This is a genomic window from Caulobacter sp. DMC95, assembly GCF_056313785.1.
In genome coordinates this window covers 103,878-127,960 of sequence record NZ_JBQUZP010000006.1, presented here as the reverse complement: position 1 = coordinate 127,960, position 24,083 = coordinate 103,878, and the positions used below count along the sequence as shown (strand labels likewise).

Annotated in this window: 27 protein-coding genes and 1 other RNA gene; 20 read left to right on the top strand and 8 right to left on the bottom strand. The window is 66.0% G+C overall.

Annotation, left to right across the window (positions count from 1 at the left end; all coding sequences use genetic code 11):
• Positions 1 to 14: 14 nt before the first annotated feature.
• Positions 15 to 467: a PaaI family thioesterase gene (locus tag ACT53N_RS15015; protein WP_476064644.1), complete on the top strand. Its 453-nt coding sequence runs from the start codon at positions 15 to 17 to the stop codon at positions 465 to 467.
• Positions 468 to 470: 3 nt separating this feature from the next.
• On the opposite strand, the gene ACT53N_RS15010 is transcribed toward ACT53N_RS15015, so the two are convergent.
• Both ACT53N_RS15010 and ACT53N_RS15005 read right to left on the bottom strand, forming a co-directional pair.
• Positions 471 to 1,094 (bottom strand): glutathione S-transferase family protein, encoded by a 624-nt coding sequence (locus tag ACT53N_RS15010; protein ID WP_476064643.1) that lies wholly within the window; start codon positions 1,092 to 1,094, stop codon positions 471 to 473.
• A gap of 62 nt (positions 1,095 to 1,156) precedes the next feature.
• Complete coding sequence (locus ACT53N_RS15005) at positions 1,157 to 2,437, bottom strand: NupC/NupG family nucleoside CNT transporter (protein ID WP_476064642.1); 1,281 nt, start codon at positions 2,435 to 2,437, stop codon at positions 1,157 to 1,159.
• A gap of 306 nt (positions 2,438 to 2,743) precedes the next feature.
• Between ACT53N_RS15005 and ACT53N_RS15000 the strand changes: the two genes are divergently transcribed.
• The 6 genes from ACT53N_RS15000 (at position 2,744) to ACT53N_RS14975 (ending at position 8,806) form a co-directional block, all read left to right on the top strand.
• Entirely contained in the window at positions 2,744 to 3,949 is a 1,206-nt protein-coding gene (locus ACT53N_RS15000) for an ABC transporter permease (protein WP_476064641.1), read from the top strand.
• Positions 3,946 to 4,695, top strand: a complete 750-nt coding sequence (locus ACT53N_RS14995; protein WP_476064640.1) for an ABC transporter ATP-binding protein — start codon at positions 3,946 to 3,948, stop codon at positions 4,693 to 4,695. The genes ACT53N_RS15000 and ACT53N_RS14995 overlap by 4 nt, the downstream gene beginning before the upstream one ends.
• 20 nt (positions 4,696 to 4,715) lie before the next feature.
• Complete coding sequence (locus ACT53N_RS14990; RefSeq protein ID WP_476064639.1) at positions 4,716 to 5,720, top strand: HlyD family secretion protein; 1,005 nt, start codon at positions 4,716 to 4,718, stop codon at positions 5,718 to 5,720.
• A 196-nt stretch (positions 5,721 to 5,916) separates the two neighbouring features.
• A complete protein-coding gene (locus ACT53N_RS14985; protein ID WP_476064638.1) occupies positions 5,917 to 6,174 on the top strand; it encodes a hypothetical protein in 258 nt (85 codons plus the stop codon).
• Between the two features lie 197 nt (positions 6,175 to 6,371).
• The gene (locus ACT53N_RS14980) at positions 6,372 to 7,277 is read left to right on the top strand and encodes an SDR family NAD(P)-dependent oxidoreductase (RefSeq protein WP_476064637.1); all 906 of its coding nucleotides are present in this window, start codon (positions 6,372 to 6,374) and stop codon (positions 7,275 to 7,277) included.
• 230 nt (positions 7,278 to 7,507) lie between these two features.
• Complete coding sequence (locus tag ACT53N_RS14975) at positions 7,508 to 8,806, top strand: outer membrane protein transport protein (RefSeq protein WP_476064636.1); 1,299 nt, start codon at positions 7,508 to 7,510, stop codon at positions 8,804 to 8,806.
• Between the two features lie 60 nt (positions 8,807 to 8,866).
• Here the strand turns inward: ACT53N_RS14975 and ACT53N_RS14970 are convergent, their stop codons facing one another.
• The 3 genes from ACT53N_RS14970 to ACT53N_RS14960 all read right to left on the bottom strand — a co-directional run bounded on the left by ACT53N_RS14970 (position 8,867) and on the right by ACT53N_RS14960 (position 11,416).
• Complete coding sequence (locus tag ACT53N_RS14970; RefSeq protein WP_476064635.1) at positions 8,867 to 9,964, bottom strand: Mrp/NBP35 family ATP-binding protein; 1,098 nt, start codon at positions 9,962 to 9,964, stop codon at positions 8,867 to 8,869.
• Between the two features lie 67 nt (positions 9,965 to 10,031).
• Positions 10,032 to 10,538 carry a group I truncated hemoglobin gene (locus tag ACT53N_RS14965; RefSeq protein ID WP_476064634.1) on the bottom strand — a complete coding sequence of 169 codons (507 nt, stop codon included), beginning with the start codon at positions 10,536 to 10,538 and terminating at the stop codon, positions 10,032 to 10,034.
• Positions 10,539 to 10,549: 11 nt separating this feature from the next.
• A complete protein-coding gene (locus ACT53N_RS14960; RefSeq protein ID WP_476064633.1) occupies positions 10,550 to 11,416 on the bottom strand; it encodes a DUF3034 family protein in 867 nt (288 codons plus the stop codon).
• A 193-nt stretch (positions 11,417 to 11,609) separates the two neighbouring features.
• Between ACT53N_RS14960 and ACT53N_RS14955 the strand changes: the two genes are divergently transcribed.
• Both ACT53N_RS14955 and ACT53N_RS14950 read left to right on the top strand, forming a co-directional pair.
• On the top strand, positions 11,610 to 12,221 hold the full coding sequence (locus ACT53N_RS14955; RefSeq protein ID WP_476064632.1) for a cupredoxin domain-containing protein: 612 nt from the start codon (positions 11,610 to 11,612) through the stop codon (positions 12,219 to 12,221).
• 7 nt (positions 12,222 to 12,228) lie between these two features.
• Positions 12,229 to 14,565, top strand: a complete 2,337-nt coding sequence (locus tag ACT53N_RS14950) for a putative bifunctional diguanylate cyclase/phosphodiesterase (RefSeq protein ID WP_476064631.1) — start codon at positions 12,229 to 12,231, stop codon at positions 14,563 to 14,565.
• Positions 14,566 to 14,571: 6 nt separating this feature from the next.
• Here ACT53N_RS14950 and ACT53N_RS14945 read toward each other — a convergent pair whose 3' ends face one another.
• Together ACT53N_RS14945 and serB are read right to left on the bottom strand one after the other, a co-directional pair.
• On the bottom strand, positions 14,572 to 15,237 hold the full coding sequence (locus tag ACT53N_RS14945; RefSeq protein ID WP_476064630.1) for an HAD family hydrolase: 666 nt from the start codon (positions 15,235 to 15,237) through the stop codon (positions 14,572 to 14,574).
• On the bottom strand, positions 15,234 to 16,112 hold the full coding sequence (serB, locus tag ACT53N_RS14940) for a phosphoserine phosphatase SerB (protein ID WP_476064629.1): 879 nt from the start codon (positions 16,110 to 16,112) through the stop codon (positions 15,234 to 15,236). The genes ACT53N_RS14945 and serB overlap by 4 nt, the downstream gene beginning before the upstream one ends.
• Here serB and miaA point away from each other — a divergent pair.
• The 5 genes from miaA to ilvN all read left to right on the top strand — a co-directional run bounded on the left by miaA (position 16,093) and on the right by ilvN (position 20,213).
• Positions 16,093 to 16,983, top strand: a complete 891-nt coding sequence (gene miaA, locus ACT53N_RS14935; protein ID WP_476064628.1) for a tRNA (adenosine(37)-N6)-dimethylallyltransferase MiaA — start codon at positions 16,093 to 16,095, stop codon at positions 16,981 to 16,983. The two genes, serB and miaA, sit on opposite strands and share 20 nt — an antisense overlap.
• Positions 16,980 to 17,459: a CinA family protein gene (locus ACT53N_RS14930; RefSeq protein WP_476064627.1), complete on the top strand. Its 480-nt coding sequence runs from the start codon at positions 16,980 to 16,982 to the stop codon at positions 17,457 to 17,459. Before miaA ends, ACT53N_RS14930 begins: the two co-directional genes overlap by 4 nt.
• A gap of 198 nt (positions 17,460 to 17,657) precedes the next feature.
• Positions 17,658 to 17,705, top strand: a complete 48-nt coding sequence (locus ACT53N_RS14925; protein ID WP_024265762.1) for a hypothetical protein — start codon at positions 17,658 to 17,660, stop codon at positions 17,703 to 17,705.
• 102 nt (positions 17,706 to 17,807) lie between these two features.
• Entirely contained in the window at positions 17,808 to 19,613 is a 1,806-nt protein-coding gene (locus tag ACT53N_RS14920) for an acetolactate synthase 3 large subunit (protein ID WP_476064626.1), read from the top strand.
• A 42-nt stretch (positions 19,614 to 19,655) separates the two neighbouring features.
• On the top strand, positions 19,656 to 20,213 hold the full coding sequence (ilvN, locus tag ACT53N_RS14915) for an acetolactate synthase small subunit (protein WP_476064625.1): 558 nt from the start codon (positions 19,656 to 19,658) through the stop codon (positions 20,211 to 20,213).
• Between the two features lie 15 nt (positions 20,214 to 20,228).
• Here the strand turns inward: ilvN and ACT53N_RS14910 are convergent, their stop codons facing one another.
• Positions 20,229 to 21,140, bottom strand: coding sequence for an AraC family transcriptional regulator (locus ACT53N_RS14910; protein WP_476064624.1), 912 nt, complete (start codon positions 21,138 to 21,140; stop codon positions 20,229 to 20,231).
• Between the two features lie 184 nt (positions 21,141 to 21,324).
• Between ACT53N_RS14910 and ACT53N_RS14905 the strand changes: the two genes are divergently transcribed.
• The 6 genes from ACT53N_RS14905 (at position 21,325) to ACT53N_RS14880 (ending at position 24,079) form a co-directional block, all read left to right on the top strand.
• Positions 21,325 to 21,477 carry a hypothetical protein gene (locus tag ACT53N_RS14905; protein WP_476064623.1) on the top strand — a complete coding sequence of 51 codons (153 nt, stop codon included), beginning with the start codon at positions 21,325 to 21,327 and terminating at the stop codon, positions 21,475 to 21,477.
• Positions 21,477 to 21,713, top strand: coding sequence for an Atu4866 domain-containing protein (locus ACT53N_RS14900; protein WP_476064622.1), 237 nt, complete (start codon positions 21,477 to 21,479; stop codon positions 21,711 to 21,713). The genes ACT53N_RS14905 and ACT53N_RS14900 overlap by 1 nt, the downstream gene beginning before the upstream one ends.
• A gap of 5 nt (positions 21,714 to 21,718) precedes the next feature.
• Positions 21,719 to 22,083, top strand: a transfer-messenger RNA (tmRNA) gene (ssrA, locus tag ACT53N_RS14895).
• Between the two features lie 258 nt (positions 22,084 to 22,341).
• Positions 22,342 to 22,830 carry an SspB family protein gene (locus ACT53N_RS14890; RefSeq protein WP_476064621.1) on the top strand — a complete coding sequence of 163 codons (489 nt, stop codon included), beginning with the start codon at positions 22,342 to 22,344 and terminating at the stop codon, positions 22,828 to 22,830.
• Entirely contained in the window at positions 22,827 to 23,300 is a 474-nt protein-coding gene (locus ACT53N_RS14885; protein WP_476064620.1) for a PaaI family thioesterase, read from the top strand. The genes ACT53N_RS14890 and ACT53N_RS14885 overlap by 4 nt, the downstream gene beginning before the upstream one ends.
• Positions 23,301 to 23,305: 5 nt before the next feature.
• On the top strand, positions 23,306 to 24,079 hold the full coding sequence (locus tag ACT53N_RS14880; RefSeq protein ID WP_476064619.1) for a C13 family peptidase: 774 nt from the start codon (positions 23,306 to 23,308) through the stop codon (positions 24,077 to 24,079).
• Positions 24,080 to 24,083: the final 4 nt, after the last annotated feature.

The window sequence follows — 24,083 nt, the reverse complement described above, 5'->3', positions numbered from 1 at the left end:
TTCGGAGAGACGACATGGACGGCGGGGCCGAGAATTCCAGCAGCTCGCGACGGGTCGAGACCGGCGAATGGGCCGGCTGGCGCACCTGGCAGGGGATGGACCCGTTCGAGGACCAGTCCGGCCCCTTCTATTTCCGCGAGGATGAAGCCGGCCGCGTGACCTGCGCCTTCCGCGCCGAGCCCAAGCACATGAACGGCGGCGGCTTCATGCACGGCGGCTGCATGATGACCTTCGCCGACTTCTGCCTGTTCGCGATCGCCTGGCGCGACCTCGCCGGGGCCCACGCCGTCACCGTCAGCCTGAACGGCGAGTTCGTCGGCCCCGCCCGGCCCGGCGACCTGGTCACCGCCACCGGCGAGGTCGTTCGCGCCGGCGGTTCGCTCTTGTTCGTACGCGGCCTGATCTCGACGGGCTCCAGCCCGATGCTGAACTTCTCGGGCGTGATCAAGAAGCTCCGTTCGCGATAGTCGTCAGGCCGTCATGCCGGCCTGGGCTGCGGGCCGGGCCAGCATGGCGTCGAACCAGCGATTGACGTGGACCAGGGCCGGATCCGGCCGCCACTTGATCATGCGCCCGAAATCCAGGCTAGTGACCGCCACGACGTCGACGATCGTGACGCGGTCGGCTGCGATGAACGGGCTGTCGGCCAGACGATCGTCCAGCACCTTCAGACTCTTTCGGACGCTCTCAAGATTATAGGCGGCCACCTCGGGCACCTGCGCCTCCAGCGCCGCCATCCCAGGGTGGCTGTGGCGAACGCCCTGCATCATCGGCGTGGCGACCATCATCTCGGTGCGCCGCAGCCACATCTCGATGATCGCGGCCTCCTTGGCGTCGCGCCCGAACATGTTCGGCTCGGGATAGACGCTCTCGAGATAGCGGCAGATCGCGACCGACTCGGTGATCACCGTCCCGTCATCGAGTTCCAACGCTGGCACATGGGCCAGACCGGCCTTACCCCGATACTCCGGCGACCTGTGCTCGCCGCCCATGATCGACAGGGTGACGATCTCGACGTCATCGACCCCCTTCTCGGCCATGAACCACCGGACGCGCCGAGGATTGGGGGCTCGCAGGCAATCGTAGAGCTTCAAAAGAAATCCTCCCGGCTTTTGACCGGGAGGATGCTTGGTTTTCGTAGCGGAAGGAAAGCGGGTTACAGCCCGAACAGGCTCCGCGGCATCAGGCCGACCAGCGAAGCGGTCAGGCAGGTGGCGAGGAAGCCGGCCATCATCGCCTTCCAGACCAGGCCCAGCACTTCCTGTCGGCGCTGGGGCACCAGAACCGAGAAGCCGGCGACGTTCATGCCCACCGAACCGATATTGGCGAAGCCGCACAGGGCATAGGTCATGATCATGCGGGTGCGCTCGTCCAGCAGACTCTCGCCCACCTTTGACAGCTGAATGAAGGCGGTGAATTCGGTCAGGATCAGCTTCACGCCCAGCAGACCACCGGCCGTGCCCGCTTCCTTCCACGGAATACCCATCGACCAGGCCAGCGGGGCGAAGATCACGCCCAGGCCGCGCGCGATGCTCAGCGGCTCGCCGCCCACCGGCGGGAAGGCGCCGAGGATCTTGTCGACCATGGTGGCCAGGGCCACGAAGACGATCAGGGTCGCGCCCACGTTCAGGGCGATCTGCAGGCCGTCGGTGGTGCCCTTCATGACCGCGTCGATCGAGCTGCCATAGGTCTTGTCCTCGGCGGCGAGGTCGAGATCAGCGCCCTTCTCCATCGGGTCGGACGGGACGATGATGCGCGCCAGCAGCACGCCGGCCGGGGCCGAGATGATCGAGGCGGTGAGCACGTGGGCGGCGGCGTTGGGCAGCACGTCGGCCAGGATCGTCGCGTATGCGACCATGGTCGAGCCCGAGACGCAGGCCATCCCGACCGCGATCAGCATGAACAATTCCGAGCGGCTCAGCTTGTCGAGATAGGCGCGGATGAAGATCGGGCCTTCGACCTGTCCCATGAAGATGGTGGCGGCGGTGGCCAGGGCCGGCGGACCGCGCAGGCCCAGCGTCTTCTGGAACACGAAGCCAAAGCCCTGGGCCAGCCACTTGAGGATCCGCCAGTGCCACAGCAGCGCGGAAAGGGCGCAGACCACCAGGATCACCGGCATCACGCGGAAGGCGAAGATGAAGCCCGCGCCTGGATTACTGACCGTATAGGGCTGGTCGCCGCCGGCCAGGAAGCCGAACACGAAGGCGGTGCCCGCCTGGGTCGAGGCGCCGAGGCCTTCGACCGCGCCGTTGACGCCGCGCAGCATCTGCTGGGCCTGCGGCAAGCCGAACAGCACCAGCACCAGCATCACCTGAATGACGACGGCGCCGATGGCCAGGCCCCAGGGAAACCGCTTGCGATTCTCGGAAACGAGCCAGCAGAGGCCCAGGGTGAGCGCCAGACCCGCCAGGGCCTGAACGTTCTCGGGACGGAACATCAAGACGAAGACCTTACAATGAGGCGACGCCCCCGCGACGCCGACCAAGGGGCGAGATTGACACCAACTGCGGCGTCGCACGCAAGCGCCTTGCGTAAGGAATGGTTAACCAGCCCGCAAGGCGCCTAAGTCATAAGCCGCTTACCGAAGGGCGCGCGCCGCCTGGCGATGGACGCGGTCTGCGCTTCGACGCGGCCGGCCAGGACTATTTCAGCCCCGAAATGCGCCTTACCCCGATTTAACTTGGCCGCTCGGCGATCGCCGTTCATTGCTGCAACCGTCGATTGGGGGAGCACGAGTCCGCAAATGTCGTTGGCCTTGGCCACACTTCTATACGAGTGGCGTCGTTACATGGCGGCTGTCGTCGCCTTGGCCTTTTCAGGCCTTCTGGTGCTGGCGCAGGTCGGCATGTTCGTCGGCATCGGCAAGGGTTTCACCGCCCAGATCGACCGCGCGCGCGCCGACATCATGGTGCTGGGCCCGGGCGCCAAGGCGCTGTTCGGCGGCCCTTCGGGCCTGCCACGCCGGATGATCCCTCTCGTCTACAGCCATCCTGAGGTGACCCAGGTCGCGCCGCTCGACGGTTCTGGCGGTCGCTTCCAGAACATTCTGTCTCCCGAGGAGCAGGCCAAGATCGAGGCTCGCACCAAGGCGGCGGCCAAGGGCGGCAAGGCGCCGCCGCAGGGTGGCGGTCGCAAGACCGAGTTCGTCAACGTGACCGTGATCGACGCGATCCCGGGTTACGTGACCGTGCCCACGGACTACACGCCTGAAATGGTCGAAGCCCTGCGCCGCCCCTTTGCGGTCGCCGTCGACCAGACCGCCCTCAAGCGCCTGGGCGTCAAGAAGGGCGACAAGGCGCTCTACAACGGCAAGACCATCAATATCGCTGTGGTGACAACGGGTTATCCCAACATCATCCAGCCGACGCTGGTCATGTCCCGCGACACGCTGCGGATGCTGGGCGAGGCCGACACCGGCCAGCGCGTCGGCCCGCTGATGGTCGAAATCAGCGACCCATCCCGCGCGGAGATCGTCGCCGCCCAGCTGAACAAGAAGGCCGACGGCAAGTTCCGCGCCTGGACCCGCCAGGAACTGGCCGACGCCAACTCCAGCGCGATGCTGGACGATCAGATCATCGGCATCATGCTGGGCTTCTCGGCGTTCCTGGGCCTGCTGATCGGCGTGGCCATCACCTGGCAGACCCTGCGCGGCGCCATCATGGCCAACATCAAGGAGTTCGCCTCCCTACGCGCCCTGGGCGTGTCGATGGGCGACCTGCGCAACATCGTCATGGAGCTGAGCTTCTGGGTCGGGATCGTCGGCGTCTTCGCCGCGGGCCTGCTGACCTGGGGCGTCTCGCTGTTGGCGGCCATGGGCGGCGTGCCGATGTACTTCCCGCCCGTCCTCATCGCCATCGTCGCGGGCTTCCTCGTCGCCATCGCCATGCTGTCGGGCTTCCTGTCGCTCGGCGTCCTCAAGAACAGCCAACCTGCGGACCTGCTGCGATGACCCGTGACAACGCGCACAAGCGTGGCGAAACCGCCCTGCAAGCCAAGGGCCTGGTCAAGCGCTTCAAGACCGGCCGCTCGTACATCGAGGTGCTCAAGGGCATCGACTTCGACGCCAAGCACGGCGACGTGACCATGGTCATGGGGCCGTCTGGTTCGGGCAAGTCGACCCTGGTGGCCGCCCTGTCGGGCCTGTTGAAGCCGGACGAAGGCAAGGTCTCGGCCCTTGAGGCCAAGGACCTTTGGGCCCTGTCCAGCGGCAAGATCGACAAGTTCCGCCTGGACCACTGCGGCTTCATCTTCCAGGGCTTCAACCTGTTCCCGGCCCTCACCGCCAAGCAGCAGGTGATGACCGCGCTGAAGTACCAGGGCGCCACACCCGGCGAGCAGGCCCGTCGCGCCCAGGCGGCGCTGGAGTCGGTGGGCCTTGGCCCGCGCGTCAACCAGCGTCCGTCAGAGTTGTCGGGCGGTGAAAAGCAGCGCGTCGCCATCGCCCGCGCCCTCGCCAAGAACCCGAACCTGATCTTCGCCGACGAGCCGACCTCGGCCCTCGACGGCGAGAACGGCCAGGTCGTCATCCGCCTTCTGCGCGAGGCGGCCTCCGTCCGTGGCGCGGCGGTGATCTGCGTGACCCACGACCCGCGGCTTGAAGCCTATGCCGACCGCGTCATCCACATCGAAGACGGCCGGATCCTGGACGACGTGCGGCGAACGCCCGACGCCAATCCTGCGCCGCTCAGCCACTGATTTTCTGGGGGAATTTGCACATGCCCGGCTTTTTGCGCCGACCCGCCTTCTACATCATCCTGGTCGTCGTGCTCGTGCTCGGCGGCGGCTTCTTCTACGCCAAGGGCCAGCAGGCCGAAAAAAAGAAGAAGCTTGAGGCCGCCGCCGCCCAAGAAGAGCCCTCCCCCTACGCGGCCATCGCCCAGGGCAAGGCCGACGTCGAAGGCGGCGTGATCCAGGTGGCCGCGCGCCGCCCGGGCATCGTGCGCGAAGTCTTCGTGCAGGAAGGCGACATCGTCACCAAGGGTCAGCCCCTGGCCAAGCAGGAGGACGACGACGTCCGCCTGGCCGCCCAGACGGCGGCGGCGAACCTCTCGTCGGCCAAGGCGCAGCTGGCGCTCTACCAAGTGCAGTTGCGCACGGCACAGCGCGAGTTCAACCGCCTGCAGGGCCTGGCCGGCGCGAACTATGTGGCGGCCCAGAAGCTGGACGCCGCCCGCGACCAGATCGCCCAGGCGCAGGCCAATATCGGCACCCAGCAGGCCCAGATCAGCGTCGCCTCGGCCCAGCTCGCCCAAGCCAGTTACAACCAGGAACTGACGGTGATCCGCGCGCCGGCCGACGGCCGCATCGCCCGCCGCCAGGCTAATCCGGGCTCGGGCGCCTCGACCCTGAACGTGACGGCCATGTTCGACCTTGAGCCGAACACCCAGCGCATCGCCCGCGCCGAGATCGTCGAGGCCGACATCCCGAACGTGACCATCGGCCAGGAAGTCGAGATCCAGCCTGAAGGAGATCCGGACAAGACCTATGTCGGCAAGGTCCTGCGCCGCGCCGCCGTGTTCGGCGCCCGCAAGCTGGCCTCGGACGATCCCAGCCAGCGCAGCGACGAGCGCGTCGTCGAGGTGGTGGTCAGCGCCGACGGCGCCCCGCTGCTGGTCGGCCAGCGCGTGCTGGTGAAGTTCATGAAGCCCGGCCAAAAGGCCGGCGTGAAGCGCGACAAGCCGACCCCGCCGGTGGCCGGCGGAGCCAAGAAGAAGGCCTAAGGCCCGCCCTCAGCCCACACCTCTTTGAAACGCCGCGCGGGACACTGCGCGGCGTCTTTCATTGGGGCGCTGCTATTTTTCTTAGAAGAAATATGGTCTTCTGCAACTGATCCGCCCTTACGGGGCAAGCGCATTTGTCACGTAAGCGTACCTTGCAAATGTCAACTGCGTCTCTCAGCAACAAAGATGCGTCAATTTGATTATCGTCGAGTGCGGTAAAGCAAGCAAAATCCCTCAGAAATTCGACAAATTCTCCCGCACTTCTACCTATGACACCTTCAATCTTAATAAGACGCTCGTACTCGTCTCGCGCTACATCAAACGCATCATAGGCTTCACCGATCTCGCCCGCCTGCTGGTGCGCAACGGCAAGCTGCCACCAGCAAATCGCGTGGTCTCGGATACTCAAAACGGAGACGGGCTCAACGCGAAGCATGGCACGTACATGCCGTAAGGCCGTGCCAAACGCTTCTAGGGCCGCCTCGGTCCGATATTGCCTTAATGCCAGTCGCCCTGACAGGACGTGATGGTGGCCAAAGCAATCGGCCATTAGCAACGGGTCGTGTTCACGCACACTCTACTCCTTGACCTGCCCTCTCCCGCGCCGCACAAACGCGCCAAACCAAACACACGTTTGAGGGAGACTTCGGCATGGCGGACATCCGCTTCGACGGCAAGGTGGCGATCGTGACGGGCGCCGGCGGCGGCCTTGGCCGACAGCACGCCCTGGAATTGGCGCGTCGCGGTGCCAAGGTCGTGGTCAACGACCTGGGCGGCAGCGTCGACGGATCGGGCGGCGGCTCCGAAGCGGCCCAGAAGGTGGTCGAGGAGATCAAGGCCTTCGGCGGCGAAGCCATCGCCAACGGCTCGTCGGTCACCGACGACGCGGGCGTGGCCAATATGGTCAAGCAGGCCATGGACACCTGGGGCCGCATCGACATCCTGATCGCCAACGCTGGCATCCTGCGCGACCGTACCCTGACCAAGATGGAGCTGGCCGACTTCGAAGCGGTCATGCAGGTCCACGTCTTCGGCACCTTCAAGCCGATCAAGGCGGTGTGGGACATCATGAAGGCCCAGAACTACGGCCGCATCGTCGTGACGACCTCGTCGTCGGGCATGTACGGCAACTTTGGCCAGAGCAACTACGGCGCGGCCAAGATGGCGGTGCTGGGCCTGATGAACACCCTCAAGCTCGAAGGCGCCAAGAACGACGTCAAGATCAACGCCATCAGCCCGGTCGCGGCCACCCGTATGACCGAAGGCCTGATGCCGCCGGAAGTGCTGGCCAAGCTGGCCCCGGAATATGTGACGCCGGGCGTGGTCTATCTCTGCTCGGACGAGGCTCCGACGGGCGCGATCCTGACCGCCGGCGCCGGCGCGTTCGCCCTGTCGCGCATCTACGAGACCGAAGGCGTCTATCTGGGCGAAGGCGGCCTGTCGGCCGAGGAAGTCCGTGACAGCTGGGACAAGATCACCGCCGAGGACGGCCAGAAGGCCTATTTCAACGGCGGCGAGCAGGGTCAGAAGTTCTTCCGCAAGATGGCCGGCGGCTGATACGGCCTCAAATAAAACAAAGATCGAAAAGCAACGTTCGATCAATATTTGACAGAACAGTGATTGATACGGGGGCTTTCAGCCCCCGTTTCTTTTACGCGGCAGACAAAATTCACGGCCAAGATCAATAATAGCAACGCTATTTGACTGAATGCGTTACAGGCGGCGCTCCTCGAGCGCCAGCCGGCGCCCGGCGGACCTCCTCCTCCCCAAGAAGGTCACTCGTGAAAATGTCTGTTACGCGTACCCGCCTCGCCGTCGGCGTGGCTTTCGTGGCGCTCGTCGCCGCTTCCCAGGCCTCGGCGTCGGCCTTCTACCTGCAGGAACAATCGGTCCGCGGCGCCGGTCGCGCCTATTCCGGCGAAGTCGCTGACAAGGGCGTCGGCAGCCTGTGGTGGAACCCGGCCTCGATCGCCGGCATCGCCCGCAGCGAAGCCTATTTCGGCCTGAACGCGATCCAGGTCGACTCGAAGGTCACCAACACCGGCTCGACCATCACCCGCCCGGTTCCGCCGGCCGGCCTGACCACCCCGGTGGGCGGCGCAAGCATCGCCTTCGATCCGATCAACGACGGGATCGTCCCGAACCTGGGCGGCGCCTGGAAGCTCAACGACAAGCTCTCGCTGGGCCTGTCGGTCGCTGCGCCCTACAACTTCACCACCGAATACAACCCCGATAGCTGGACCCGCTATGACGCGCTGAAGTCGCAGCTGCGGACGGTGAACGTCGACGGCGTCGTCGCCTATCGCGTCAACGACATGCTGGACCTGGGCGTGGGCGTCACGGCGATGTACGCCGACGCCGAACTGACCAACGCCCTGCCCAACATCTCACCGCTGCAGCCCGACGGCTCGCAGTCGCTGAAGGGCGACGGCTGGGCTTACGGCTACACGGTCGGCGCTCAACTGCACCCGTCCAAGAGCCTGACCATCGGCGCCAGCTACCGCAGTAAGATCGACCACAAGCTGGACGGGACGGTGAAGGTCTCGGGCCTCCTGGCCCCGATTCCCGCCGCCAACAACTTCACCGTCGACGGCCAGGCCAAGATCACCCTGCCCTGGATCGCCAACCTGGGCGCGCGCTGGGCGGTGAACGACCAGTGGACCCTGAACGGCTCGGTCAGTCGCGTAGGCTGGAGCGAGTTCGACGCCATCCGCGTGACCTTCGCCGGCGGCGGCTCGACCAGCATCCAGGACTACAAGGACATCACCACCTACGCCGCTGGTGTCGACTACCAGGCCTCGCCCCGCCTGACCCTGCGGGCGGGCGTCCAGTATGACCCGACCCCGACACCGGAGCTTGGCCGCACCGCTCGCGTGCCGGACGGCGATCGCATGATGTACGCCACCGGCGCGACCTGGGCCGCGACCGAGAACCTGAAGCTCGACGCAGCGCTCAGCTACATCGCGTTCGACAAGAGCCAGATCAACCGCACCGACGTCACGGCGACCAGCTCGACCGTCCGCCTGCGCGGCGATGTCGAAGGCTCGGCCGTGGTACTGGCGGCTGGCGCGCGCTTCAGCTTCTAAGGCTGGACATCGCTGAAGCAAGAAGCCCGCCTGGAGTGATCCAGGCGGGCTTCTTGTCGCTTAGCCGATCGCTTCCCAAAGCTGCTGGGCGGCGCCGACGAACACCTGCGCGGCCTGCCCCTTGGGTTCGCCGATCACCGCCGGCACGCCCTCGTCGCCGCCCAGCCGGACGGCGATCTCGATGGGCACCCGGCCCAGCAGCGGCACGTTCAGACGCGCGGCCTCAGCCACCCCGCCGCCCTCGCCGAAGATCGGGATCGGCGCGCCGGTCGAGGGATCGGCGAAGAAGGCCATGTTCTCGATCAGACCCAGGATCGGCGTCGCGGTCTTTTCGAACATCGAGGCCGCCCGGCGCGCGTCGATCAGGGCGATCTCCTGCGGCGTCGTGACCAGCACCGCGCCGTCGATGCGGAGCTTCTGCACCAGGGTCAGCTGAACGTCGCCCGTACCGGGCGGCAGGTCGACGACCAGCACGTCGAGCGGCTGCGCCTCCGAACCCCAGGCCACGTCGTGGATCATCTGGCGCACGGCCGACGAGGCCATCGGGCCGCGCCAGATCATCGCCTTGCCCTCATCGACGATGAAGCCGATCGACATCAGCTTGACGCCATGGGCCTCCAGCGGTTGCAGCTTCTCGTTCTCGAACAGCGGATCGCCGTCGACGCCCATCATCTTGGGGGCCGAGGGGCCGTAGATGTCGGCGTCCAGGAGGCCGACGCGCAGCCCCATCCTGGCGAAGGCCACGGCGAGATTGGTGGAGACGGTCGACTTCCCCACGCCGCCCTTGCCCGAGGCGACCGCGATGACGTGGCGCACATGCTTGGGCTTCTCCGCCTCGGGCGGCGGGGCCATGCGGGCCTGGGGGTCCTCGGTGATCTTGGCGCCCTTGCGAACGCGGGTCGCACCTTCGGCCGCCTGGGCGGTCAGCACCACCTGGGCCTGCTCGACCCCCGACAGGGCGGCCAGAGCCTTCTCGGCGGCTTCGCGCACCGGGGCGTAGGACGCGACGACGCTGGCGGGGACCTCCAGCATGAAGCCGGCGCGGCCGTTGCGGACGACGAGACCCTGAACCAGACCGGCCGTGACCAGCCCCTGCCCGCTGGTCGGGTCGGCGATGCGGTCCAGCGCCGCGCGGGCGTCATCGAGGGTTGCGGTCACGGGCGAGGCCTCCTGTTGGGGGCCTCATATCCGCGTCAGCGCCAGGCATTTCAAGTGCGGAGCGGCCCTACCGCTCGACCACCTTGCGCTGCATGGGAGCCAGCTTGGCCAGCAGCTTGTTCTGGACGGCGAAGGGCACGCCCTCCTTGTCCATCGCCCACTGCAGGTTCTCGACCAGGGCGTTGAAGTCCTTGTTGGTGACGCCCATGTCCTTGTGAACCGCCGCCATGTCACGGCCGGTATAGACGCAGCCACCGCCCAGCACGTAGCAGAACTGCTCGGTCAGGGTCCGCTTCAGACGCGGGACGTCAGTGGTCGCAAAGATCTCCTTGATCCTCGGATCGGCGACGCTGCGATCGACGAGGTCAGAGGCGATCCGCGCAAGACCCTCCTTGCCGTTGAAGGCCTGGAAGGTCGCCGGATCGGACAGCGGCGCAGCGCCGGCGTTGGCGGGCGACTGGGTATAGGGATCAACCGGCTTTTCGCCGGTCGGCGTGGCGTCCTGCGCCAAGGCTGCGCCGGCGAGGAGCATGGTGGCGGCGCTGGCAAGGACGAGCGCTTTGACGGTCTTCATGGTCGTTCTCCTTAGAATCCGGCCTGAAGCGACAGATAGACGCCGCGCTGGTTCTTGAAGGTGGCGATGTCGCCGAGATCCACATAGGCGGCGGTCACCGACAGGTTTTTATTGATGGCGTAGGCCGCGAACAGGTCCATCCAGTCGTCCTCCTTGGCGAACGCCAGGTTGCTGGGCTTGGTCCGATACTCGGCGCCGACCACCAGCCGTTTGCTCAGGAGGTAGCCTGCCGAGCCTTCGAACTGCGGCTTGTAACCATCGGTCCCACCGAACCCGAGCAGCCCCGTCTGGTTGGCCTTGGTGAGGCGGACAGCGCCGCTCAGCACCAGAGACTTGTCGAGCAGGATCTTGGTCGCGGCGACATAGTAGTCGACCCCGCTGTCCTTCTTGGCGCCGACGGCCCGGACAACCGCGTCCTGATTATTGTCCTTGTACTGCGCCCCGACCGCGATCTGCGGCAGCCAGCGGTCCTGGTCATAGACCGCATCGCCCATAACCCGCACCTTGGCGCCGATAACGGTCTGCTTGAACTTGAAGCCACGCCCCAGACCAAGCTTGGCGCCGGTCGCGCCGGTGTCGAACACCTGCTGGGTCGCCGAGAGTTCCACGCGATCACGATAACCGACCGCTGCGCCGTAAGCGCCCAGCTTGTAGTCGTCGACGCCGACATGCGTGTAGTGAACCTCGCCGCCGACGCCGCGATTGGTCGCACCGCCGGCGATCACTGCCCAGTTCGCCAGACCGCCGCCCGCGCCGCCCTCAAGCGCGCTGACGCCGTGGGTTAGAAGCAGTTTCCCACCGGTCTCGACCTCGCCGGCCGACGCCCCGCCCGCCAAAGCCGTGGCCAAGAGAATAGTCGCTGCTGAAAATCGCTTCATAGCCCCCTCCAAGAGAGCCGATCGCGAGTCCCACGTCCCGCATCGGACGTTCAGACCTTGTTATCCAAAGTTTTTACAGAAGGTTTCCGAAAAGATGATCTCCACCAACTTTCCGGCGGGCTTGAACATTCGAGGAAGCCTGCGTTAACGGCGATTTCATAGGCGCTTCGCTATAGCTCGATGCATGAAGCGCTTGGCGACATTCCTCATCGCTCTGTCTGTCGCTGGGTACGCCCATGCCGGCGACCTCACCGTCTCGGTGCGCGGCGCTGACGGAAAGCCTGTCCCGGACGCCGTGATCATGGTCTATCCGAACGGCCAGCCGACTAAGGGTCCAATCAAGTTCCCCTGGGCCTATCGGGTCGCGCAGCAGAATATCCAGTTCAGCCCGTTCATGCTGGTCGTCCCCGTCGGCGCGGACGTGCAGTTTCCGAACCTCGATAAGGTCCGGCACCACGTCTATTCCTTTTCGCCGGGCAACAAGTTCGAGATCAAGCTCTACGGCCACGAAGAGAACCGGACGGCGAAGATGAACGCGGCGGGCGTCGTGGCCATCGGCTGCAACATCCACGACAACATGGTCAGCTTCATCCGCGTCGTCGACACGGCCTACGCCGCCAAGACCGATGCAAACGGGGTGGTGACGGTCCGGGACGTGCCCGCCGGCGCGATCACGGCCAAGGTCTGGCACCCCTATCTGCGCGGGATGAGGAACGAAAAGACCCTGGCGATCACCAGCGTCGGCGCAGGCGCCGCGCGCGAAGCGGTGACCGTAGAACTGCGCCAGCCCTCAGGCCACCACTAGGCCGGCGATGTTCCAGCGCCTCCAGACCAAACTGACCGTCCTCTACGCCGGGCTCTTCGCCCTGGCCCTGAGCGTGGTTGCGGTGACGGTCTATGTGGCGATCGCCAGCAACGCCCAACGCGCCGTTCGCCAGGAGCTTGCGGCCACCGGAACGGTCTTCGATCGCATCTGGGCTCTCCGTACGCAGCGCCTGCAAGACGGGGCAGAACTGCTCTCCAGGGACTTTGGCTTCCGCGCCGCCGTCGCCACGCATGATCGAGCGACCGTGGAGTCTGCCGTCACCAACCTGCGCCAACGGCTCGGTCTGGACCTCGCCTTCACCGTCGGCGTCGATGGAGAGGTGGTTGGCCTCGACCCCAGCCGGCTGGATCTCGAGACCCTGTGGACCGCGCTGGACGCCGAGGACGGCGCACAGGGCGTATTCGCCATCGACGGCCAGCCCTATCAGCTGATCTCCGCACCGATCCTGTCGCCGACCCTGACAGGCTGGGTCGTCTTCGCCGCAAAGCTGGACGAGCGCGAGATGAAGGCGCTGGAGAAGCTCTCGGCGATCGGCCTGGACGCGCAGGTGTTCACGCAGCGCGACCAAGCCTGGGTTTCCGCCGACCAAACACCGGCCGCTAGCGCGCTGGCCGCTTTCGTTGCAAAGGCGATGCAAGACAAGTCTCGCGCCCCCGCCAGACTGCGGGCCGATGGGGACAGCCTGGTCTTGGTGCAGCCGATCCGCGCGCTGGATCAGACACGCGGCGCGGCCCTCGTGCTGCGCTATCCCATGGCCAAGGCCCTGTCGCCCTATCGCCCCCTGATGGCCGCCGTCATCGTCGCGGGCCTGATCGGCGCCGCCCTCGTCGCCGCCGCGAGCTGGGCGCTTTCACGGGGCCTGGCCAAACCGATCACCGCCCTGGACGAGGCCGCCCGCCGCTTGCAACGCGGCGAGGACGTCTCCGTCGAAGTCACCACCCGCGACGAAATTGGCCGGCTTGCCGAAAGCTTCAACCTGATGGCCGAGGAGATCCGCGATCGCGAGGCGGAGATGATCCATCAGGCCCTTCACGACGCCGAGACCGGCCTGCCGAACCGGCGCGCGCTGGAACGCGCCATACAGGAGCGTCTCATCAGCCTCTCAGTCGGCGAGCAGGTCGTCATTGGGACGATTGGCTTTGATCGCTTCCCTCAGGTTAGGGCGGCGATCGGCTATGAGCTGGCGACTGAACTTGTGGCCAAACTTGGCCAGCGCATCGCAGACACGGTTCCAGGTCTGATCGTTGGGCGCCTGACGACCTCTATCCTCTGCGTGATCTCAACCGCGAGCGACATCGAGGACGTGCTCGCGCGCGCTGAAGCCCTGCTTCCCGATCTCGAAGCGCCGCTGCAGATCGGCGGCGAGCCGGTCGATGTCCATATCACCCTGGGCTTGGCGTCTGCGGCGAACGGCGATGTCGACGCCGCGCGCCTGATCGAACACGCCCTGATCGGGCTGGATCAGGCGCGTGCGGCCCATCGCAAGCTGATGGTCTTCGACCCCATCGCTTACGGCGACCCGGCGTCGAACCTGTCGCTGATGAGCGAGATGCTAGACGCTGTTCGCGATGGCGACCTCTTCCTGGCCCACCAGCCCAAGCTGGACCTCCGCTCTGGCCGGATTTCCGGCGTCGAAGCGCTGGTCCGCTGGAACCACCCGACACGCGGTTTCCTGCGCCCCGATCTCTTCGTCGGCATGGCTGAGGAAACCGGCCACATCCGCGCCCTGACCGACTATGTCCTCGCTCAAGCCATCGAGGATCAGGCGCGTCTGCGCGCGGCCGGTCACGAGGTGCTGATGTCGGTCAACGTCTCGGGGCGCCTCATCGACGATCAAGCCTTCGCCGATCACGCGATCGCGCAGGTCGCCGCCGCTGCGGCGAACATCTGCTTCGAGATCACCGAGACCGCCGTGATCGGCAATCCTGACATTGCGCTGGCGGTCCTGGCGCGGCTGGCCGAAGCCAACATCCGCGTGTCGATCGACGACTATGGCTCTGGGCTCTCGTCCCTGGCCTACCTCAAGCAGATCCGCGCCGACGAACTGAAGATCGACAAGATGTTCGTGACGGCTCTGGAGTCCGGCGGCACTGACGCGCTGCTGGTGAAGTCGACGGTCGACCTGGCTCACAGCCTGGGCATGAAGGTCACGGCCGAAGGCGTCGAGACCCGCGAGGTCATCGCGGCCCTGCAGCTGATGGGCTGCGACCTCGCTCAAGGCTATCACGTCGCCAAGCCGCTGGCCGTCGACAAGCTGATCGAATTCCTCGACGCGTGGGCGATCGATCTGCCCGTGAACACCGAGAGCCGCCTCAGCGCCTAGCCCGTTTCAGGCCGAAGCCTTCAGCAGATCCAGCACGTGGTGCAGGCTGTCGGCGATATGGACGCACTTGTCGTGCATCTCCTCGTTCGGATCGAGGATGTCGGGCACCATCACCGTCATCATGCCGGCCGCATGGGCGGCGCGGACGCCAGGGTGGGAGTCCTCCAGCGCCAGACAGGCGGCCGGATCGACGCCGATGCGGCGGGCGGCCTCCAGGTAAGGATCCGGGTGGGGCTTGTGGCGCACCACATCATGGTGCGCGACCACCGCGTTGAAGCGGGGCAATAGGTCAAAGCGGCCCAGATAGCGTTCGACCGCGGGCTTGCCGTTCGAGGTCGCGATACCACGCGGCAGGCCCTGGTCGTCGAGGAAGTCGAGGATCTCGATCACGCCCGCCTTGAGGCGCGTCTCGGCCTCCAGCAGGTCTTCGACATCGGCCCAGACCCGCTCGAAATAGCTTTGAACCGGGAAGGTCTCGCCGAACAGCTCGCGCAGCATGACCCCGCATTCCGGCGTCGTCTTGCCCACCATCGCCGCATAGATCTCGCCGGTGAAGCCAATACCGAACACCTGTCCGGCCTCGATCATGGCCGCGCGGTAGACGATCTCGGTGTCCAGCAGCAGGCCGTCCATGTCGAAGACAACACCCTCGACGCGGCGGGGAAAACTCACGCGTGGAACTCCTCGGCCTTGTAGCCCTGGAAGTAGAGCAAGGTGGTCAGGTCAGTGTGGTCGACCTTGGCGTCGGCCTGCGCCGCCACGATCGGCTTGGCGCGGTAGGCCACGCCCAGGCCCGCCGCCTCGATCATCGCCAGATCGTTGGCGCCGTCGCCGACCGCCAGGGCGTCGGCGGGCGTCAGGCCAAGGGCCGCAGTCTCCTCGCGCAGGGCGGCCAGCTTGGCCTCCTTGCCCAGGATCGGATCGCCGACCGCGCCGGTCAGCACGCCGTCCAGTTCGATCAAGGTGTTGGCGCGGTTCAGGTGGAAGCCCGCCGCTTCGGCGACGCGGCTGGTGAAGAAGGTGAAGCCGCCCGAGACCAGCGCGCAGCGAGCGCCGTGCTTAGCCATGGTCCGCACCAACGTCTCGGCGCCGGGATTGAGCTTCACCCGCTCGTCATAGCAGGCCTGCAGCGCCGAAACGTCCAGCCCCTTCAGCATGCCGACGCGCTCGCGCAGCGCGCCCTCGAAGGCCAGCTCGCCACGCATCGCGCGCTCGGTGATCTCTGAGACCTGCGCCTTGACGCCAGCGAAGTCGGCCAGCTCGTCCAGGCACTCGACGTTGATGATCGTGGAGTCCATGTCGGCGATCAGCAGGCCCTTGCGGCGGTTGGCCGCCGGCTGGATCGCGAAGTCCACGGCCAGATCCGCCAAGGCCGCCTTGAGGGGCTCCACGTCGCCGCCGTCGACAAAGAAGTCCGCGGCAAGAGGCCCCAGACCTTCACGGCGGCTGGACAGGGCCGCTTCGACGCGCGAAACGGCTTGTGCGTAAGCGTCGGGGTTTGCCCCCACGACGGTGAGGACGGTCGGAATGGTGGAGAGCTCGGACATCGCGTCCCGCATCTGGCTGATCGCGGGCCCGACCGCAAGCGGCAAGTCCGCCTACGCCCTGGATTTGGCCGAGCGGATCGGCGGCGAGATCGTTAACGCCGACTCCATGCAGATCTATGCGGGCCTGCGCGTTCTCACAGCCGGTCCGTCGCCCGAGGAGACCGCGCGGGCGCCGCATCATCTGTTTCAGGCCGTCGATCCAGCCGTCGGATGGTCAGTCGGACGCTGGCTGGAGGCGGCGACGAAGGCGCTGGCCCAGATCGAGGCCCGGGGGAAGCCGGCGATCGTCGTTGGCGGCACCGGCCTTTATTTCCGCGCGCTGACCCACGGCCTCGCCGACGTGCCGCCGGTGCCCGAAACCCAACGCGAGATCTCCAGCCTGCTCTACGCGGCGCGGGGCGAAACCGAGTTCCGCGAGATCTTGAAGCCGCTCGACCCCGAGGCCGAAGCGCGGATCGAGACGGGGGACCGCCAGCGTCTGGTCCGGGCCCACGCCGTCGCTGTCGCCACCGGCAAGTCGCTGACCGCCTGGCAGACCGACACCAAGCCGGCCCTCGCCCCGGGGGCCTGGCGGGGCGTCGTCCTCGATCCCCCCCGCGCGGAGCTCTACGCGCGCTGCGACGCGCGCCTGGCCGTGATGGTCGAACAGGGCGCATTGGACGAGGTCCGAGCCTTGGAAGCGCGGAGCCTTGATCCCGCCCTCCCCGCTCTCAAAGCTGTCGGCTATCGTGAGTTCGCAGCGCATCTGCGGGGAGAGACGACGCTGGATCAGGCTCTCGACGCCGCGCGCCAGGAAACTAGACGCTACGCCAAGCGGCAGCTGACCTGGTTCCGCAACCAGACGCCGGACTGGGAAAGGATCACGCCGTGACCCTGATCGAAGAGATCGCCAAGCTTTTGAAGGCTCGGGGCGAAACCATCGCGGTGTCGGAGTCGTCCACCGGCGGCCTGGTCTCCGCCGCCCTGCTCAGCGTCGACGGCGCCTCGGCCTATTATCGCGGCGGCGCGATCGTCTACACGCCCAAGGCCCGCGCCGCCTTGATGGGGGTGTCCAGGGACGAGATGGGCGACATGCGGTCTGCCAGCGAACCCTACGCCCAGTTCATGGCCAGCACCGTGCGCGAGCGCATGGCGTCCACCTGGGGTCTGGCCGAGACCGGCGCTACGGGACCATCGGGCAATGCCTATGGCGATGCCGCCGGTCACTGTTGCGTGGCGGTCTCTGGTCCAGTGTCGCTAAGCCTCGTGATCGAAACGGGCCACGGTGATCGCGCCGCCAACATGGAAACCTTCCGTGACACAGCGCTGAAGCTGCTGCTTGAGGCGCTGAAGACCCAGCCCCTCTAGCGAGAAAATCGCAGCGGCGATGGCGCTAGCGTCGCCGCGTTTCGCGACAGCGGTCCTGACGGGTGAAACTTGCCCTTCAGACCCGCGCACCCCGGTAAGGTCACACCGCCTCGAAAGGCACATCCTTGCGGCAAAGGGTGCCTTGACGCTCCACCTAGCGCATGTCATGACCCTTTCCGTAGCTTTGGAGCAAGACTCGTGCGCAAAACCATGATCGTACTTATGGAGCGGCCGTTCGCGGGGTGACCTTGAAGTCACGTCGTAGCTCGGTCGCGCGCGCAAAGGTCCTTCGGGACCTTTTTTCTTTTCCAGCCCCCTCTTCCGCCCCATCTCCACCCGGATCGTCCCATGACCGCCCACCAGACCATCGAGAGCAAAGCTCCGACCGACACCGCCGATCGCGCCATGACCGGCGCCGAGATCGTGGTTCGCGGCCTTGTGGACCAGGGCGTCGAAGTCCTGTTCGGCTATCCGGGCGGCGCAGTCCTGCCGATCTATGACGCGCTATTCCACGAGCCGCGCCTGCAGCACATTCTGGTCCGTCATGAGCAGGGCGCGGCGCACGCGGCCGAGGGCTATGCGCGCAGTTCGGGCAAGCCCGGCGTCGTGCTCGTCACTTCGGGCCCCGGCGCGACCAACGCCATCACCGGCATCATGGACGCCCTGATGGACTCGATCCCGATGGTCGTCATCACGGGTCAGGTCCCGACCCACCTGATCGGCACCGACGCTTTCCAGGAAGCCGACACGGTCGGCATGACCCGTTCGTGCACCAAGCACAACTACCTGGTCAAAGACGTCCGCGACCTGCCCCAGATCATCCACGAGGCTTTCAAGATCGCGACGACGGGCCGTCCGGGTCCGGTGCTGATCGACATCCCCAAGGACGTCCAGTTCGCCAAGGGCGAGTACTATGGCCCGACCGAAGTGGCCTCGACCCACGCCTATGCGCCGCGCATCAAGGGCGACGCGGGCCGCATCGCCGAGGCCGCCAAGATGATCGCCCAGGCGCGCCGACCGATCTTCTACACCGGCGGCGGCGTCATCAACGCTGGCCCGAAAGCCAGCGCCGCCCTACGCGAGTTCGCCGCCCTGACCGGCGCGCCGGTCACCTCGACCCTGATGGGCCTGGGCGCCTTCCCTGCGGCGGATCCGGCGTGGCTGGGCATGCTGGGCATGCACGGCACGTTCGAGGCCAACAACGCCATGCACGACTGCGACGTGATGATCTGCGTCGGCGCACGCTTTGACGACCGCGTCACGGGTCGCCTGGACGCCTTCTCGCCGGGCAGCAAGAAGATCCACATCGATATCGACCCCTCGTCGATCAACAAGAACGTCCGCGTCGACCTGCCCATCGTCGGCGACGCCGGTTCAGTTCTGGAAGACCTGATCGCCGCCTGGAAGGCCGCCAACCTCCAGCCCAACAAGGCCGCTCTGACGGACTGGTGGGCGCAGATCGACCAATGGCGCGCTCGCCAGTGCCTGGCCTACAAGCGCTCGGACTCGGTCATCAAGCCGCAGCACGCCATCGAGCGCCTGTACGAGCTGACCAAGGACAAGGATGTCTACATCACCACCGAAGTCGGTCAGCACCAGATGTGGGCCGCGCAGTTCTTCCGCTTCGAACAGCCGAACCGCTGGATGACCTCCGGCGGTCTCGGCACCATGGGCTATGGCCTGCCCGCAGCCCTGGGCGTGCAACTGGCGCATCCGAACAGCCTGGTCGTCGACATCGCCGGCGAGGCTTCGATCCAGATGTGCATCCAGGAGCTGTCGACGGCGATCCAGTTCGACCTGCCGGTCAAGATCTTCATCCTGAACAACGAGTGGATGGGCATGGTCCGCCAGTGGCAGCAGCTGCTGCACGGGGAGCGCTACAGCCACTCGTACTCGGACAGCCTACCGGACTTCGTGAAGCTGGCCGAAGCCTACGGCGCGGTCGGCATCCGCTGCGACAATCCCGCCGAGTTGGACGGCAAGATCCTGGAGATGATCAACAGCGACAAGCCGGTGATCTTCGACTGCCGCGTCGAGAAGCACGAGAACTGCCTGCCGATGATCCCGTCGGGCAAGGCGCACAACGAGATGATCATGGGCGAGGTCGAGGACATCGGCAACGTCATCGGCGAGGACGGCGCGGGGCTGGTCTAAGACCCCTCGCCCTTTCGCAACCCTTTGGCTTAGAAGCGATCCATGACCGCCAACGTCCAACCCGCCCCCGCCTCGGCATACGACCTTAGCCCCAAGGATCAGGTCGAACAGTCCGCCACCTTCGCCCTCCTCGTCGACAACGAGCCCGGCGTCCTGCACCGCGTGGTCGGCCTGTTCGCCGCGCGGGGCTATAACATTGAGAGCCTCACCGTCGCCGAGACCGACCGCAAGGCGCACACCAGCCGCATCACCGTGGTGACGCGCGGCACCCGCCATGTGCTCGACCAGATCGAGGCCCAGCTGAACAAGGTGGTGAACGTCCGACGCGTCCATGACGTCACCCGCGACCCCAACGGCGTCGAGCGCGAGCTGGCTCTCGTCAAGGTGCGCGGCTCGGGCGTCGATCGCCTTGAGGCGCTGCGGATCGCCGAGATCTTCCGCGCCAAACCCGTCGACACCACGCTGGAGAGCTTCGTGTTCGAGATCTCGGGCGCGCCGTCCAAGATCGACAAGTTCCTCGACCTTATGCGCCCCCTGGGCCTGGTGGAGCTGTCGCGTACGGGCGTCCTGTCCATCGAGCGGGGCTTTGAAGGGATGTAATCAGGGCGCGCCGGTTTAGGCGCCCGCCGCCATCGGCTCTGGCTGCTCGCGCAGCCGCGCCACGTCCCTGAGCGGCGGCGCGCCGAACAGGCGCGCGTACTCCCGGCTGAACTGGGACGGGCTGTCATAGCCCACGGCGTGACCAGCGCTCGCCGCGTCCAGACGCTGGACCAGGATCAACCGTCGCGCCTCCTGCAAGCGGATCTGTTTCTGATACTGCAGCGGCGACAGCGAGGTCACCGCCTTGAAGTGCTGATGCAGAGCTGAGGCGCTCATCCGCGCTTCCTCGGCGACGACGTCAATACTGAACGGCTGGTCGAAGTTGCGCTTGATCCAGCCGATGGCGCGGTTGATTTGCCGCAGACGGCTGTCGCGCCGCGCGATCTGGGCCAGGCGCGGCCCCTGGGGTCCTGTAAGAAGCCGGTAGAGGATCTCCCGCTCGATCAGCGGAGCCATCACCGCGACGTCTTCGGGCGTTTCCAAAAGTCGCACCATGCGGACGACGGCGTCGAACAGGGCGGGCGTCATCGCGCCCGCCGACATCCCGCCCACCAGGGGCGCGGCTGCGTCCAAGCGCGCGGCCAAGCCCGCCTCCATCATCATCTCGCTGATCAGGTTAGCGTCGAGAACGATACGGAAGCTCAGATACGGCTTGTCCGGCGAGGCCTCCACGACATGACCGACGACCGGCACGTCGATCGACGACAGGAAGAAGTTGCGCTCGTCGTACTCGTGCACCGTGTCGCCTACAGCCACGCGCTTGCGCCCCTGCGCCAAGACGCAGAACGAGGGATCATGCAGCCCGTGCGAAGGCTCGCTGGGCTGGCTGAGGCGATACAGATTGACCCTGGGGCAACAGGTGTCGACCGGGCCTTCCGCCGGCGTGAATCGTTCAATCAGCGCCGCAAGCGTCTCGCGCGTGCTCATCAGATTTTCCCTGGTTTGATGAGAACTTCTGTAGGCCTTGATGCCGTGGCCGTCACGCGACCACCCGCCGTTCCGGAGCATCGTGCAATCAAGCCGGAGCATTGGTCTACGTCGGAAAAGTCTGGCGAGGCATAGTCGTCGTATTCCGCCTCGACGCGGTGACCCCCACAATCAGAGCTTGGTGATGAGACGATACACGCCCCGCCGCGGCGTGACGGCTCCGCGCTGGTTCGTCGCCGCCCTGCTGGGCGGGACCGCCGCGCTGACCGCCGCGACCGCCGTGCTCCCCGACACCGCGCCGCCCCAAAGGGCCACAGCCTGGAGGACCGCCCCGTGATGACCGCCGCCGTCGTTCCCCACCAACCGGTATCCGGCGTCTGGACCTCTTCGGACGGTCGTGTCTCGCTGGAACTCCGCGCCGACGGGCGTTTCGTGGAGACACGCGCCGACCTGGCCGAGGCGTTCGCCGGCGCCTACGTCCTGATCGGCGAAACCCTGAAACTGTTCGAGGACCATGGCGCGGTCATCAGCGGCAAGCTGGTCGACGGACGCCTCAGCCTGGGGACACCTTAGGACAGGCCCTTCCCTCACCGCGCCCGTCTCCCTATATAGGGATTGTCCGGCTTCGGCCGAACTATGGGGATAAACGCGCACGTAATAAGCGGACTGGACCCGGGTGCGATTCCCGGCGGCTCCACCAAATCTCTCCCAAGTTATCATGGGACTGCATGGGGCCGATCAGCATCGACAGACGTGTAAAGGTGTCTGCTTTCTCTCGGCTTGGCCCACCGTTTCGGGCCTTTATCTAAATGCGAACGATAACTTCGCTGAAGAGTTCGCTGTCGCTGCGTAATGCGGCGCCGGTGAATTCGCCTCTTAAGTCCTAGGGGTTCAGATCCCTAGGCGGGGCCCGGAGGGAGCCTGCCAACAGAATCCCTCCACCTTCCACGACCTTGCCGAGGCTCCCTCCTCTCTTTTCGAGATGGAATGGGGGAGCCTGCCAACAGAATCCCTCCACCTTCCAAGACCTTGCCGAAGCTTCCTCCCCTCTTTTCGAGATGGAGTGGGGGAGCCTGCCAACAGAATCCCTCCGCCTTACTCCGACATCGCCGAGCGGATTCCGTAAGCGCCCGCTTTGCGCGTGGCCCACGACGCGCTAGGTTTGGAATCTCGTTTTTCAGTACGAAGTTTCACGCCGAGCATGTCCCAGACCGAACAGCCCGAAGACCTCATGCAATACGAGGCCATGGCCCAGGACGCCCTCCGCGGCGTGGTCAAGGCGGCTCTCAAAAAGGCCGCCGCGCCGGGCGGCCTGCCCGAGCCTCACCACCTCTACATAACCTTCAAGACCAAGGCGCCGGGGGTGTCCGGGCCCCAGGACCTGCTGTCGAAGTATCCGGACGAGATGACGATCGTCCTGCAGCACCAGTATTGGGACTTGGCGCCGGGCGAGACCTTCTTCTCGGTCACCCTGAAGTTCGGCGGCCAGCCCAAGCGCCTTTCGGTACCCTACGCGGCCTTGACCCGCTTCTATGATCCTTCGGTTCAGTTCGCCCTGCAGTTCTCGGCGCCGGAAGTGGTCGAGGACGAGCCCGAGCCGGATCCCGAACCCGAGGACAAGGCCACGAGCGCCGCGTCGAGCGAAGAAGGCCCCAAGATCGTCTCCCTCGACCAGTTCCGCAAAAAATGAGCGATATCGCCTCGGACGCGCCGGAAACCCTGACGGACGAGGCGATCCTCGAGCGCTTCCGTGCGTCCAAGCGACAGCCGACCGGCTCCCAGACACTGGGCTTCGAGATGCTGGCCGTCCGCCAGGCCGCGCGGGAGGTCGAGGTCGGCTTTACCGCCCGCGCCGACCTGCTCTGCAACCCGATGGGTCAGATCCAGGGCGGCTATGTCTGCGCCATGCTGGACGAGTGCATGTCGGTGGCCGGGATGGTCACGTCAGGCATGACCCATGTGGTTCCGACCCTGGAGATGAAGACCAGCTTCCTGCGCCCCGCCATGCCGGGGCCGCTGCGCGGGATCGGCCGGGTGGTGAAGTGGGGACGCACCATCTGCTTCATGGAAGGCGAACTCTACGACGCCGAAGGGCGGCTGCTCGCCAAGTCTACCGGCACGGCGATCCCGACCCCCTTCGCGAACTTCAAGAAGACGTAGGCGCGATGCGGAGAGCGGCGGCGGTCATAGGACTTCTGGTTTTGCTCTTCTCGCCCGCCACGGCGGCGTTCGCTGACGGGCCGTTTTCCAACTGGAGCGCGGTCGTCATCGCGGGCGACTTTCAGGCGCATTCGGGCGGCCCCACCGAAGCCTTCGACAATGCGCGTCGCGACGTGACCAAGACCCTGGTCGACATGGGCTTCGACAGCGCGGCGATCCAGCAGTTCTCCGTCCGCCCCGAGCGCTATCCATCCGAGGCGCCCAGCCGATCTGAAGCTCGGACGATCTATGACGCGCTCCGCAGCAAGGCAGAAACCGCCAAGGCCGGCTGCCTCTTCTACATCAGCACGCATGGCAGTCCCGAGGGCGTGATTCTCGGCAAGCAGTTGCTGCGCCCTCACCTGCTGGCGGCGATGCTGAACGACGCCTGCCCCGCGCGCCCTAGCGTGGTGGTGATTTCAGCCTGTTTTTCGGGCGTCTTCATTCCGCCGCTACAGAAGCCGGACCGACTGATCCTGACCGCGGCGCGCCCTGATCGGGCGTCGTTCGGCTGTGGCGAGAGCGACAAGTATCCGTTCTTCGACGACTGCTTCCTGTCCGCTGCGCCCAGCGCCCGGGACTTCGCCGCCCTGGGCGCAGGCCTCAAGGCCTGCGTGGCGCACAAGGAAAAAGAGACAGGCGCAGAACCCGCCTCCGAACCTCAGATCTGGGTTGGTCCGGCGCTACGCCCCCTGCTGCCGCTTTACGCCTTCGAACGAGCGTCAACAAAGGCGCCGTGATGGG